The following is a 12,314-nucleotide window of genomic DNA, read 5'->3' as shown; positions in this document are numbered from 1 at the left end:
GGATCGCCATCGAGGAGATGAACCAGGGTCGCCTGGCGGTGGAGATGCACCCCCAGGGGCTGCTGGCGGAGAAGATCCGCTGCGCCGGCGCCGGCCACTACGGCTTCCTGACCGATATCGGGCTCGGCACCGAGGTCGCCGAGGGGCGCCGCGAGATCGAGTGCGAGGGTCGGACCTGGGCCATCGAGCCGGCCATCCACGCCGATGTCGCCCTGGTCCACGCCGACCTGGCCGATGCCTATGGCAACCTCGTCTACCGCGGCACCGCGATCAACTTCAACCCGCTGATGGCGATGGCCGCCGACCGCGTGATCGCCCAGGCCTTCCGCGTCGAGGCCCCCGGCCGGCTGGCGCCGGAGCGCATCCATACGCCCTGCGCCTTCGTCAACCACATCGTCGAGGTCGACCCGGCCACCAGCGACCAGGGGAGACGCGCCCATGCCGTCTGATCAAGAGCGCATCCTCGCCCGTGCGGCCCGGGAGGTCACCGCCGGCCAGATCGTCAACCTCGGCATCGGCCTGCCGACCCGCCTCTTCCACTACCTGCCGCCGGAGATGGAGGTGCTCGTGCACTCCGAGAACGGCGTGCTGGGCTGCCAACCTCTCGATGACAACGCCGCTCCCGACCTCGAGATGATCGATTCGGGCGGGGCCTACATCGGTACGCGCCCCGGCGCCAGCGTCTTCGACAGCGCCCTCTCCTTCGCGATGATCCGCCGCAGCCGGGTGGACGTCACCTTCATGGGCGCCTTCGAGGTTGACCAGCAGGGCAACCTCGCCAACTGGAAGATCCCCGGCAAGTTCTCGCCGGGCATCGGCGGCGCCATGGAGCTCGCCCAGAAGGTCGAGACCCTCGTGGTGCTCTGCTCGCACAACGACAAGCACGGCAACCCCAAGATCCTCAAACGGTGCCGCCTGCCGCTGACGGCGCCGCGCTGCGTCACCCGCATCATCACCGAGAAGGCGGTGATGCAGGTGACCGACGCGGGCCTCGAGGTGCTGGACATCGCCGAGGGTCTCGACGTGGCCACGCTGCGCGCGGCCACCGAGGCCGACCTGATCATCGATGAAGACCGGCTGGGGAGATTCTGATGCTCGACGCCGCGGAACAACGCATCCTCGCGCGCTGCGAGGAACTGATGGACACCACCCTCGACCTGACCCGGGATCTGGTGCGCGGCTACAGCGTGCTGGGCCAGGAGCGCGGGGCACTCGACACCATGGAGCGCTGGCTCGAGCGCCTGGACCTGCCGGCCGAGCGCGTCGGTCTCGACGCGCCGGGCTTTGCCGACCACCCCCACCGCGCGCCCACCGAATGGTCGAGCGAGGGGCGCTACAACCTGGTCAGCCGGCTCAATCCCCAGAGCGACAAGCCCCACCTGGTGCTCAACGGTCACCTGGACGTGGTGCCCGCCGAGCCCACCGATATGTGGACACGCCCCCCCTGGGAGCCCTGGGAGCAGGACGGCTGGCTCTACGGCCGCGGCGCCGGCGACATGAAGGCGGGCATCGCCGCCATGGTGATGGCCGTGCAGGCCGTGCGCGAGGCCGGCGTGGCCATCGACTTCCCGCTGACCCTTCAGACCGTGATCGAGGAGGAGTGCACCGGCAACGGCGCCCTGGCCTGCCTGCACCAGGGCTACAGCGGCGACTTCGTGCTGATCCCCGAGCCCTTCGGCGCGCAGATCTACAGCGGCCAGGTGGGCGTGCTGTGGTTTCGCATGCGCCTGGACGGCGTGCCGGCCCACGTGCTCGACACCCGCGCCGGCCGCAACGCCATCGAGACCCTGCAGGGCTATCTGCCGGCCTTCAAGGCGCTGGAGGAAGAGATCAACACCCTGCCCCGCCCCGCTCCCTATGAGGCGCTGGAGCACCCCTTCAACTTGAGCATCGGCAAGATCGAGGGCGGCAACTGGGCCTCCAGCGTGCCGGCCCATGCCCTGCTCGAGGGACGCGTCGGCTTCCCGCCGGGCATGAGTGCCGACGAGATCATGGCGCGGGTCCGTCGGGTCATCGCCGACCATCACCAGGCGATGGACGACGGCTCGCCCGCGCCCCGGGTCGAGTTCCACGGCTTCCGCTCCGAGGGGCACCTGGTGGACCTGGAGACGCCGGGCATCCGCCTGCTGTCGCGCTGCCACGAGGACCTCGCCGGTGAGCCGCCGGCCCACTACCTCTCGACCTGCACCACCGACCTGCGCGCCTTTCACGTTGCGGGCGGCATCAACGGCACCTGCTACGGCCCGGTCGCCCAGCGCATCCACGGCGTCGACGAGTGCGTCGAGATCGACTCCATCCGCCGGGTGCTGACCACCTACGCCCTGTTCATTCACCGCTGGGCCAGCGGTGACGCCACCCCGAGGAGCGCCTCATGAACGACGCCTATCTCGTCGACTATGCGCGCAGCGCCTTCACCCGCGCCCATCCCCGCAAGCCCGAGGTCGACGCCTGGTCGGGCCAGCGCGGCGATGCCCTGCTGGCCCGGGTGATCGATGCGCTGCTGAGCCGCCGCGGGATCGAGGGCGAGCGCATCGAGGACCTGAGCATCGGCTGCGCGCTGCCGGTCAAGGAGCAGTGGAGCTTCGGCGGGCGCTACCCCCAGTGGCTCTCGGCGCTGGGAGCGAGCTGCGCCTCGCGCCAGATCGACCAGCAGTGCGGCTCGAGCCTGGCGGCCCTGCGCGCCACGGTGCGCGAGATCCAGGTCGGGGCGATCGAGGCCGGCGTGGCCGGCGGCTTCGAGAACATGTCACGGGTGCCGATGGGGCCGAGCCTCTTCCAGGAAGGCGTGCTCACGATTCCCGAGGCCCTGGAGGGCCGTGACGACCTCGACCTCGGCGTCGCCATGAACATGGGGCTGACCGCCGAGCGCCTGGCCCGTGAGAGCGGGATTTCGCGTGAGGCCATGGACGCCTTCGCCCTGCGCTCCCACCAGCGCGCCACCCAGGCCGAACGGGATGGCTGGTTCGAGGGCGAACGCCTGGCGCTGCCCAACCCGGCCGGCGAGACGGTCGCCACCGACGCCAACATCCGCCCCGACACCAGCCTCGAGCGCCTGGCCGGCCTCGACCCGGCCTTCGTCGAAGGGGGCCGGATCACCGCCGGCAACAGCTCGCCGCTGACCTCCGGCGCCGGCGCGGCGCTGGTGATGTCCGAGGCCGGCCTGGCCCGCCACGGCCTCTCGCCCCTGGCGCGGGTCGTCGCGGTGGTCGACGTCGGCGTGACGCCGGAGCGCATGGGCGCCGGCGCAGCCAAGGCGATCGCCCGGGCGCTGACCTCCACCGGCCTGCACGTCGATGACATCGACGCCTGGGAGATCAACGAGGCCTTCAGCGCCGTGCCGCTCTACGCCATGGACTCGCTGGGCCTCGACCCCGAGCGCGTCAATGTCTACGGCGGCGCCCTGGCCCTGGGCCATCCGCTGGGGGCCACCGGCATCCGGCTGGCCGGCACCCTCGCCCGCCTCCTGCAGCATCGACAGGGGCGCTACGGCTGCGCCGCCGCCTGCATCGGCGGCGGCCAGGGGATCGCGATGATCCTCGAGCGCGCATGACCTTAAAGGCACGGCGTCCTGCGCCGGATTTTCCCCCACCACATCAGGAGGACATGGCCGTACCAGGCATCGATCACGTCGATAACGCAATCCCGCAGTCCCAAATCTGAATCACCTTATAAACTGATAACGGCAACCCACCACAGGCAGGCATCAACATGACAAATCACAACAAGCCTTTCTCTCGTTCCCTCATGGGCGCCCTGGCGCTGCTCGGCGCCCTCTCCCTGGCCAGCGTGCCGGCCCAGGCCCGGGATCTTCCCGAAATCCGGGAGGATGTCTTCCAGGTCGCCAATTCCGGCGCCTACCCGCCCTTCAGCTACGTCGACACGAGCGGCAACGTGGTCGGCTTCGACGTGGATATCGCCGAGGCGCTGGCGGAGAAAATGGGCGTCGAGGTCAATATCCAGACCTCACCCTGGAACGGCATCGTCGCCGCCCTGGCGGGCGGACGCTTCGACGCCTGCATCTGCAGCATGAGCGCCACTGAGGAGCGCCGGAAGGCCGTCGACTTCACCGACCCCTACTACCGCTCGGGGCTCTCCATCTGGGTGCAGGAAGAGACCGATGACGTCTCAAGCATCGCCGACTTCGAGGGCAAGCGCGTGGGCTCGACGCTCGGCGAGACCGGTAACCAATGGGCCACCGAGCAGGCCGACGGTCGCTGGCGCAACCAGACCTTCCAGGGGCTGCCCGACATGCTCAATGCCCTCACCACCGGTCGCATCGACGTGATGGTCGCCGATGACATTCCCGTCTATGTCGCGCTCAACGAGGACGATATCGCCATCAAGCAGGTCGACGTGGGCGACCTGCCTCGCTTCCCGGCCGCCATCGCCGTCCAGAAAGGCTCGCCGAAGCTCAAGGAGGCCCTCAACGAGGCGCTGGCCGAGATCAAGGCGGATGGCACCTACCAGGAGATCGTCGACAAGTGGATCGGCGAAGGCGTCGAATTCAACTGACGGGAACGACACAGCAGGGCATACGCCCTGCTGCCCTCCCCCTCTTCCTGACAATACGACAATAGGACAGAAGGGATCATGGACTTCGAACTGATGATTGATATCACGCCGCTGCTGGTTAAGGCGGCGTGGGTCACCGTGGACATCTCCGCGCGCGCGCTGTTCTTCGGCTTCCTCATCGCCTCGGTGCTGGTGGCCATGCGCACCTCGCGCATCCCCCCTATTCGCTGGTTCGCCCGTGCCTATATCAGCGTGGTGCGCGGCACCCCCTATTTCGTGCAGCTGCTGCTGGTCTTCTACGGCGGCCCGGCGATCGGCCTGCGCCTGGATCCCTTCACCTGCGGGGTGGTGGTGGGCGCCTTCAACATCGGGGCCTATATGAGCGAGGCCATGCGCGGCGCCATCGAGTCGGTGGAGAGCGGCCAGAACGAGGCCTCGCGCTCCCTGGGCTTCGGGCGCCTGGCCACGCTGCGCTACATCATCCTGCCCCAGGCGGCCGGCCTGATGATCCGCTCCATCGGGGTGCTCGCCATCATCCTGGTCAAGAACTCCTCGCTGGTCTCGATCATCTCGGTGGTCGAGCTGACCTACCAGGCGCAGCGCCTGATCGGCTCCACCTACAAGCCCCTGGAGGTCTTCGCGCTCAGCGCGCTGATGTACATCGTGATCATCTACGCCGTCATGGGCATGGTCGAGTTCCTCTATCGCCGGGCCACTCGCTACACCTTCCGGTAAGGCTTGACTACCATCAGGACACTCTCATGGAATTCGACTTCACCCCCGTCATCGACTACTTCCCCACCCTGCTCAAGGGGGTGGGCGTCACCTTGCTGATCGGCCTGACGGTCGCCCTGCTGTCGATCCTCGGCGGTCAGCTGGTGGCGGTGATCTCGCTATACACCCGCAAGGTGGTGAACTGGCCGCTGCGCTTCTTCATCTGGCTGTTCATGACCACACCGCTGCTGCTGCAGCTCTACTTCCTCTACTTCGGCCTCGGCGAGCTGATCCTGATCCCGGCCATCGTGGTCGGGGTGCTGGGCCTGGGCTTTCACTACATGGCCTACAACGCCGACATCTTCATGGCCACCATCCGCTCGGTCTCGAGCGGCCAGTACGAGGCGTCGCGCTCGCTGGGCTTCGGCCACCTGAGGACGCTGCTCTACATCATCCTCCCCCAGGCCTTCTATCGCGCCCTGCCCCAGCTCAGCAACAACATGATCATCATGGTGAAGGATATCTCGGTGCTGTCGGCCATCGGCATCGGGGAGATGGTCTATGTCTCGCAGTACGCGATCAGCATCACCTTCCGGCCCTTCGAGTTCTACATCACCATCGCCGTGATCTACTACCTGATCAACCTGATGATGGAGGCCGGCCAGTCGTGGATCGAACGCCGCGCCGCCTACCGCCGCTAACGAGGACGTGACATGACACAGTCGACAGACACGCCGATGGTCGAGCTCAAGGGGGTCAAGAAGCGCTTCGGTGACCTCGAGGTGCTCAAGGGCATCGATCTCAGGGTGGACCGCGGCAAGATCATCTCCATCATCGGCCCGTCGGGCTCGGGCAAGAGCACCCTGCTGCGCTCCATCAACAACCTGGAGGTGATCGACGAGGGGCAGATCCTGCTCGATGGCGTGCAGGTGAACCGCCCCGACCTCAAGGGGATGGCCTTCGAGCGGCACATCAACCATATCCGCCAGAACATGGGCATGGTGTTCCAGCACTTCAATCTCTTCCCGCACATGTCGACGCTGGAGAACGTGACGCTGGCACCGCGCAAGCTGAAGGGCATGGAGGCGAAAAGCGCCCGGGAACTGGGCATGGAGCTGCTCGAGCGCGTGGGCCTGGCGGACAAGGCCCAGGCCTATCCCAGTTCGCTCTCCGGGGGGCAGAAGCAGCGGGTGGCCATCGCCCGGGCGCTGGCCATGCGGCCCAAGGTCATGCTCTTCGACGAGGCCACCTCTGCGCTCGACCCGGAGCTGGTGGAGGAGGTGAACCAGGTGATGAAGGGCCTGGCCGAGGAGCACATGACCATGCTGATCGTCACCCACGAGATGACCTTCGCGCGCGACGTCTCCGACTGGGCGATGTTCATGGATGGCGGCGTGGTGGTCGAGGCCGACGCGCCCGACAAGCTCTTCTCGAATCCGGACCAGGAGCGCACCCAGCACTTCCTGCGCAAGCACCTGGGCGCACAGGCCTGAGGAGACGCCTGTTTAGGCTAAAGCGTATCGTCGTCGACCCACTCACGCCGGGCCTGCTCGAGGAGCGTGGGCAGGTCCGCCACTTAAAGACCGTCACGCCCCTTACGCTTGATGTCGAAAGCGAGCTCGACGTTCTGTCGACCCGGCTCAGGCCCCCAGCGCCTGGCGCTCGAGCTCCTGCCTCATGCCGTCGTCCAGCCCCAGCGCGCCACCCAGCTGGTCGAGCCAGGCCCGTTCCATGGGGTTCTGGTCGTCGACCACCGCCACACTAACCAGGTACATCTCGCGGGCGGCCTGGGGGGAGTCCGCCTGCCGGGCCAGTGCCTCGGCATCCAGTGGCGCCTCGAGCTGGCGCTGCACCCAGCCGTGCAACTCGGCATCCGCGCCCAGGCCATCGATCTGCTCGGTGATCAGGGCGCGCTCGCGGTCATCGATGTGGCCATCGGCCCGCGCCGCCATGATCACCGCCTGAAGCAGCTCCAGGCTGCGCTGCTCCCGCGCATCGCCTTGCAGTTGCTCCATGGCATGGCCTTCCCGGACGGTGTCGGCCTGGTCACCGCCGCGTGAGTTCTGCCAGGCCTTCCAGGCCAGCATCCCGACTCCGGCGATGGCCCCGTACTTGATGGCCTTGCCGCCCAGCTTGCGGCCACGCTTCGAGCCGACCAGCAGGCCCAGGGCACCGCCGCCGAGCAGGCTCTTCACGTCGACCCCGCTGCCCTGCCCCGACTTCCGGCCGCCGCCACCGCCGAGCTGAGAGGAGAGGCTGTCGATCATCCCCTGGACATCCAGGCCGCCGCCCGACTGGCCGCTGCCCTGCCGGCTTCCACCGGCCTGCTTCATGATCTGTTCGAGGATACGGCTCGCGTTCATGGTAATTCGCTCCCGTTGAAAGGCAGGAATGGCCCCATAAGGGCGGCGCTGTGCGTTCAGGGGAACGAGATTAGCACCTCGCGTCGCGAGGCAGGAAGCAGCAGATCGCGTCACGCCGGGCAGCGCTAGGCGCGGTGCATCTGACCATCGGTGCGGGGTGCAATGCATCTTTCAACGCGCCATGAGCAGACGAAACGGATGATACCGAGTTGGAATAGCCCCTGACGGGTTCGAATGTCACAAAGAGGAGGGATTGCCGGACCTGGGGCACCGGATCACGCTCTCGACGAAGCCGGTGGCGAGAAGCGCCGTGGAATCGATGACACGTCCAGAAATGGAGGCGGCCCCGACAGCCACATCCCGGCACACGCGTCCACCACTACCGTTGCTCCCTTCCGGGCCTGGCGGGGTTTGCGGTCTAGCGTTGCGGGAGGACCGACGGGGCCACCACAGCAGGATGCCTGGGGCATCGCTCGCTCGAGGCCGGATCAGGCCGGCATCGAGCGGGGCGCACTATATCAATGCCCGGCCCCGGCCACAAGGGCCGAGGCGTTCGGCCCGGCCGGGCGACGCCACAAGGATGAGGAAATCGCTGTGCTCGTGTATGGTGAATGAACAATTTACGCCAACACCTATCACGGAGGCGCACCATGAAGAAGGATCCGAACAAGGGCTATATCGCCCTGCTGGGCTGGAGCCTGAACGCCATCGAAGCCGCCGAGAACTTCGATCGACGCTATGTCGTGGTCGCCCCTGACTGGGCGGAAGAATACTGCCAGAAGCACGACATCCCCTATGTGCCCTGGAACTTCGAGCGCCTCAACGACCGCTCGATGGAGATCGCCGAGACCCTCAACGAGATGGGCGTCAACGTGGCGATCCCGCTGTTCGAGGAGACCGTGGAGTGGGCCGGTGCCATCAACTCGGTGCTGCTCGACAGTCCGCGCCTCTACGGCCAGTCGCTGCTGCTGCGCGACAAGGCACTGATGAAGCGTCGTGCGCAGCTCGGTGGCATCCGCGTGGGGATCTTCGAGGAGGCCCACGACAAGGAGGACGTCGTGCGCTTCCTCAAGCGGGTCAACCAGACCCTGCTCAAGCTCGACGGCGACCCCAACGACCCCATCCACCTCAAGGCGTTCGACAAGGCCGGCTGCCTGGGCCACCGGGTGATCCGCACCCCGGACGAGGTCGATACCATCCCCGACGAGGAGTTCCCGGTGCTGATGGAGTCGCACCTGGACGGCTGGGAGTTCGCCGTGGAGGCCTGGATCCATAACGGCAAGATCGTCTTCCTCAACATCTCCGAATACGTGACGCTGGGCTACTCGGTGTTCGTGCCGGCCTCACCGGAGCTGGAGAAGTACCGTCCCCAGATCACCGCCCAGATCGAGAAGCTGATCAAGGCCTTCGACATCGAGTTCGGCCTGATCCACCCCGAGTACTTCGTCACCAACGACGGAGAGATGTACTTCGGCGAGGTCGCCTACCGTCCGCCCGGCTTCAAGGTCTTCGAACTGCTCGAGCGGGTCTATGGCTTCAATGCCTACCAGGCCTCCATGCTGGTCTTCGACCCCAAGGCCACCGACGAGGAGGTCAAGGCCTTCTTCCCGAAGGAGGTGGTGGATGCCGACGGCTACGCCGGCTGCTTCGGGGTCTATCCGCGCCGCCGGGTGGTCAGCAAGCTGGAGATTCCCGAGGAGGTCGAGGACGACCCCTACTTCGAGTCCCACGAGCTGACGCCGCCCATGGAGGAGACCGTCACCAAGCGGACCGCCTTCGGTACTCACTGGGGCCTGGTCTACTTCAAGGGCGACGAGGCGGCCCGCATGAAGGAACTGCTCAAGCACATGGAAGAGCTTGATTTCTATGTCTGACACAGGCGTCATGGAGAACGTGACAGCCTGACGACAAGGAGTCGGCGTGACCACGCCTCGACATATGCAAGACGCCAGTACGCCGCCACAGGCCAGCGACAAGCTCGCTGGCCTGCTAAAGAAGCTCGATGAAGCCATCACCCTGCTCGCCGAGGCACGCGAGTTCGCCAAGCCGGGCAAGCTGCCCAGGGTGCTCGATACCGCCCGACGAGTCATGCTGCAGGAAGGCGGCTGCGAAGCCATCGAGCAGAGGGCCCGCGTGCTCGAGGAGGCAGGGGTCTTTCTCGGCTCCGACTGGGAGACCCCCCAATACCTGGTGCCGTCCCTCACCACCCATGCGCTGAAGAGCGCCGACCCCAACATCGTGGTGATCGAGGCGATCAGCGAGCTGCGCATCCTCGCCGTGGCCAAGGGAGACTACCTGCATCCCCTGCTCTCCGAGGAGCAGGCCCACCATTACCTGACCCAGGTGATGGCGCTCAATCTCTGGCTGCTGTTCGGCGCGCCCACCGAGGCCGAACGGGAGACCCAGGGGCGTCTGGCACAGATTCCCCGCCACCTGTTCCATCACCTGGCCGAGCGCATCGGCTATGAGCACGTGATCGACCGGCTGATTGCCGAGATCTGGCGGATCCTGCAGCAGCGGCCGATCCAGGTGGACACCATCAAGCAGATGATCACCCAGATCGCCATCTGCCAGGCCAATCCGGAGATCGACCTGGGGTCCAGCGGCCAGGGGGCCGACCGCCTGGTCAGCTCCCTGTTCGGCCCCACGCATGCGTGCCGGGAGGACCCCGGCATCGACACCTACCGCGAGCGCCTGTCGAGCATGGACAGCGGCGCCCTGCAGTACGAGGCCACCGGCTTCGCCCGCGCCATGCACGACACCAGCCTGGTCTCGCCCTATCACGCCGTGCTGCTGCGCTACCTGCTCGACCACAGCGACCACCTGCTGGCCGAGGCCCTGGGGCTGTCCTCCACCGGGCGGGACTGCCTGCTCTGCTATCGCGAGCTCGTCCATGCGCTGATCCGCGGCGCGGTCTATCCGACGACGCCCCAGGCGGTCTACGGGCTGGCCCTGCTGCTCGAGCGCGGGATCCTCTACCAGCCACCGGTGGCCCCGGCCATGTGGCGACAGCTGGGGCTAAGGCTGTCGGACTGGTCCGAGGCGCGGCTCAACCTGGCCTTCGGCGACAGCGCCTCGCCGCGTGCCCGCCTGCTGGAGGGGGTACTGTGCATGCTCGGCCTGCCACTGGGCGTCGGGCAGGGCAACAACCCGACCTGCCAGTCCGCCCGGGCGCTCTCCATGTGGGCCTACAACGACCCGGACTACCTGCTGCAGATGGTCACCTGGGCGGCGCGTGACGACGAGATCATCATGCACTTCGAGGGCATGCCCCTCTCCTCCATGGCCAGCCTCTCGGGGGTGGCCAAGGAGTTGCCGATGGACCTGGACCCGGTCTCGCTGCTGGTCGTGCCGCACCTGGACCGCATCTACGCCGAGATGGGGCGGCGCTGCCTCGACCGCGAGGGCGACCCGCACCGCTGGGTCAACCCGGAGTTCCACGGCTGGTGGTCGGGCCGCGGCTTTCGCATCAACGTCGACGTGGCCACCGGCAAGCTGCACGAGCTGGACGACTTCCTGCGCCACTTCTATGCCAGCTATCACCCCTACTACAACGGCAACCAGCCGCTGATCCACCCCCAGCCGGCCGGCATTGCCGTGACCGACAGCGCGGCCCGCTTCATCGGCTGGCACGCCATCACCCTGCTGCGCGTCACGCTCGACCCCAGCGACACCATGCGAGTCTACTTCTACAACCCCAACAACGACAGCGGCCAGGACTGGGGCGATGGCATCGAGGTCAGCACCGCCGGCAACGGCGAGCGCTTCGGCGAATCCTCGCTGCCCTTCGAGCAGTTCGCCTCGCGCCTCTACATCTTCCACTACGACCCGCTGGAGCGTGGCGAGCTGGCCAAGATCACCCAGGAGGAGCTCGACCGGGTGACCGGCTACATCCACCGCAGCTGGGGGGCCGACCGGATTCCCCCGGGCGAGCTGCAGGCCGACGAGGGGCCGTGAGGCCCCACTGACCCGCCCATGCAGCGTCTCGACCAGTTGCTCCTCTCCCAGGGCCTGGCCCGGTCCCGTACCCGCGCCCAGCGACTGATCCGCCACGGCCGGGTCCGGCGGGCCGACGACGGCACGCCACTCGGCAAGCCCGGCGAGAAGCTGCCCGAGGACACCCTGTTGATCGTCGAGGAGGATCCCGAGGAGCGCTATGTCTCCCGGGCCGGCCTCAAGCTGGAGGCGCTGGTCGAGGCGCTCGGCCTGACGCTCTCGGGCCGCCTGGTGCTTGACGTGGGGCAATCCACCGGTGGCTTCACCGACTGCGCCCTGCGCTTCGGGGCCCGCCATGTGATCGGCGTGGAGGTCGGCCATGACCAGCTCGCCCCCTCGCTGCGTGACGACCCCCGCGTGACCTGCCTCGAGGGCCTCAACGCGCGCGCCATGGCCGGCGAGCCGCGGCTGAGGGCGGCCTTCGATGCCCTGGCGACTGCGGGCCTTGACCTCGCCGTGATGGATGTCTCCTTCATCTCCCAGACGCTGATCCTTCCCGAGCTCGCCGCTCTGCTCCCGGCAGGCGGCGAGCTGCTGAGCCTGGTCAAGCCCCAGTTCGAGCTGGGGCCAGGCGGCGTCAACTCCCGCGGACTCGTGACCGATCCCCCCCGCTATGCCGAGGTTGAGACGCGGCTCCGCGACTGCTGCGCCGGGCTCGGCTTCGAGGTCCTGCACTGGCAACCGAGCCCGATTCTCGGTGGTGACGGCAACCGGGAGTTCCTGCTCCAC

12 protein-coding genes and 1 other RNA gene are annotated in these 12,314 nt (G+C 67.3%); 11 read left to right on the top strand and 2 right to left on the bottom strand.

The window, feature by feature from the left end; translation table 11 throughout:
• The 8 genes from SCI24_RS00065 to SCI24_RS00030 all read left to right on the top strand — a co-directional run.
• Positions 1-449: 3-oxoacid CoA-transferase subunit A (locus tag SCI24_RS00065; RefSeq protein ID WP_318723335.1), on the top strand; the 449-nt coding region annotated here is incomplete at its 5' end.
• Positions 439-1,092, top strand: coding sequence for a 3-oxoacid CoA-transferase subunit B (locus tag SCI24_RS00060; RefSeq protein ID WP_318723334.1), 654 nt, complete (start codon positions 439-441; stop codon positions 1,090-1,092). The genes SCI24_RS00065 and SCI24_RS00060, both read left to right, overlap by 11 nt.
• Complete coding sequence (locus tag SCI24_RS00055) at positions 1,092-2,375, top strand: ArgE/DapE family deacylase (protein WP_318723333.1); 1,284 nt, start codon at positions 1,092-1,094, stop codon at positions 2,373-2,375. Before SCI24_RS00060 ends, SCI24_RS00055 begins: the two co-directional genes overlap by 1 nt.
• Positions 2,372-3,550 (top strand): acetyl-CoA C-acyltransferase, encoded by a 1,179-nt coding sequence (locus tag SCI24_RS00050; protein ID WP_318723332.1) that lies wholly within the window; start codon positions 2,372-2,374, stop codon positions 3,548-3,550. Before SCI24_RS00055 ends, SCI24_RS00050 begins: the two co-directional genes overlap by 4 nt.
• 158 nt (positions 3,551-3,708) lie before the next feature.
• Positions 3,709-4,512 carry a transporter substrate-binding domain-containing protein gene (locus SCI24_RS00045; protein WP_318723331.1) on the top strand — a complete coding sequence of 268 codons (804 nt, stop codon included), beginning with the start codon at positions 3,709-3,711 and terminating at the stop codon, positions 4,510-4,512.
• A 78-nt stretch (positions 4,513-4,590) separates the two neighbouring features.
• Complete coding sequence (locus SCI24_RS00040) at positions 4,591-5,247, top strand: amino acid ABC transporter permease (RefSeq protein WP_318723330.1); 657 nt, start codon at positions 4,591-4,593, stop codon at positions 5,245-5,247.
• Between the two features lie 26 nt (positions 5,248-5,273).
• On the top strand, positions 5,274-5,927 hold the full coding sequence (locus tag SCI24_RS00035; protein ID WP_318723329.1) for an amino acid ABC transporter permease: 654 nt from the start codon (positions 5,274-5,276) through the stop codon (positions 5,925-5,927).
• A 12-nt stretch (positions 5,928-5,939) separates the two neighbouring features.
• The gene (locus SCI24_RS00030; protein ID WP_318723328.1) at positions 5,940-6,719 is read left to right on the top strand and encodes an amino acid ABC transporter ATP-binding protein; all 780 of its coding nucleotides are present in this window, start codon (positions 5,940-5,942) and stop codon (positions 6,717-6,719) included.
• Between the two features lie 147 nt (positions 6,720-6,866).
• Here SCI24_RS00030 and SCI24_RS00025 read toward each other — a convergent pair whose 3' ends face one another.
• On the bottom strand, positions 6,867-7,589 hold the full coding sequence (locus SCI24_RS00025; protein ID WP_318723327.1) for a tellurite resistance TerB family protein: 723 nt from the start codon (positions 7,587-7,589) through the stop codon (positions 6,867-6,869).
• A 344-nt stretch (positions 7,590-7,933) separates the two neighbouring features.
• An RNA gene (ffs, locus tag SCI24_RS00020) (signal recognition particle sRNA small type) lies at positions 7,934-8,030 on the bottom strand.
• 209 nt (positions 8,031-8,239) lie between these two features.
• Here ffs and SCI24_RS00015 point away from each other — a divergent pair.
• From SCI24_RS00015 to SCI24_RS00005, 3 genes are all read left to right on the top strand, one after another.
• Positions 8,240-9,463 carry an ATP-grasp domain-containing protein gene (locus SCI24_RS00015; RefSeq protein ID WP_318723326.1) on the top strand — a complete coding sequence of 408 codons (1,224 nt, stop codon included), beginning with the start codon at positions 8,240-8,242 and terminating at the stop codon, positions 9,461-9,463.
• A gap of 64 nt (positions 9,464-9,527) precedes the next feature.
• Complete coding sequence (locus SCI24_RS00010) at positions 9,528-11,546, top strand: hypothetical protein (protein WP_318723442.1); 2,019 nt, start codon at positions 9,528-9,530, stop codon at positions 11,544-11,546.
• Positions 11,547-11,564: 18 nt separating this feature from the next.
• Positions 11,565-12,314 (top strand): TlyA family RNA methyltransferase (locus SCI24_RS00005; protein WP_318723325.1); only part of this gene is annotated, 750 nt, incomplete at its 3' end.

Origin of the sequence: Halomonas sp. (assembly GCF_033549285.1) — a bacterium.
Lineage (GTDB): Bacteria > Pseudomonadota > Gammaproteobacteria > Pseudomonadales > Halomonadaceae > Halomonas.
This window is presented reverse-complemented; position numbering and strand designations above follow the sequence as displayed.

Coding starts and splice junctions, on each gene's coding strand:
- SCI24_RS00040 (WP_318723330.1), top strand. CDS start 4,591: ATGGACTTCGAACTGATGATTGATATCACGCCGCTGCTGGTTAAGGCG.
- SCI24_RS00030 (WP_318723328.1), top strand. CDS start 5,940: ATGACACAGTCGACAGACACGCCGATGGTCGAGCTCAAGGGGGTCAAG.
- SCI24_RS00015 (WP_318723326.1), top strand. CDS start 8,240: ATGAAGAAGGATCCGAACAAGGGCTATATCGCCCTGCTGGGCTGGAGC.
- SCI24_RS00055 (WP_318723333.1), top strand. CDS start 1,092: ATGCTCGACGCCGCGGAACAACGCATCCTCGCGCGCTGCGAGGAACTG.
- SCI24_RS00035 (WP_318723329.1), top strand. CDS start 5,274: ATGGAATTCGACTTCACCCCCGTCATCGACTACTTCCCCACCCTGCTC.
- SCI24_RS00025 (WP_318723327.1), bottom strand. CDS start 7,589: ATGAACGCGAGCCGTATCCTCGAACAGATCATGAAGCAGGCCGGTGGA.
- SCI24_RS00050 (WP_318723332.1), top strand. CDS start 2,372: ATGAACGACGCCTATCTCGTCGACTATGCGCGCAGCGCCTTCACCCGC.
- SCI24_RS00045 (WP_318723331.1), top strand. CDS start 3,709: ATGACAAATCACAACAAGCCTTTCTCTCGTTCCCTCATGGGCGCCCTG.
- SCI24_RS00060 (WP_318723334.1), top strand. CDS start 439: ATGCCGTCTGATCAAGAGCGCATCCTCGCCCGTGCGGCCCGGGAGGTC.
- SCI24_RS00010 (WP_318723442.1), top strand. CDS start 9,528: ATGCAAGACGCCAGTACGCCGCCACAGGCCAGCGACAAGCTCGCTGGC.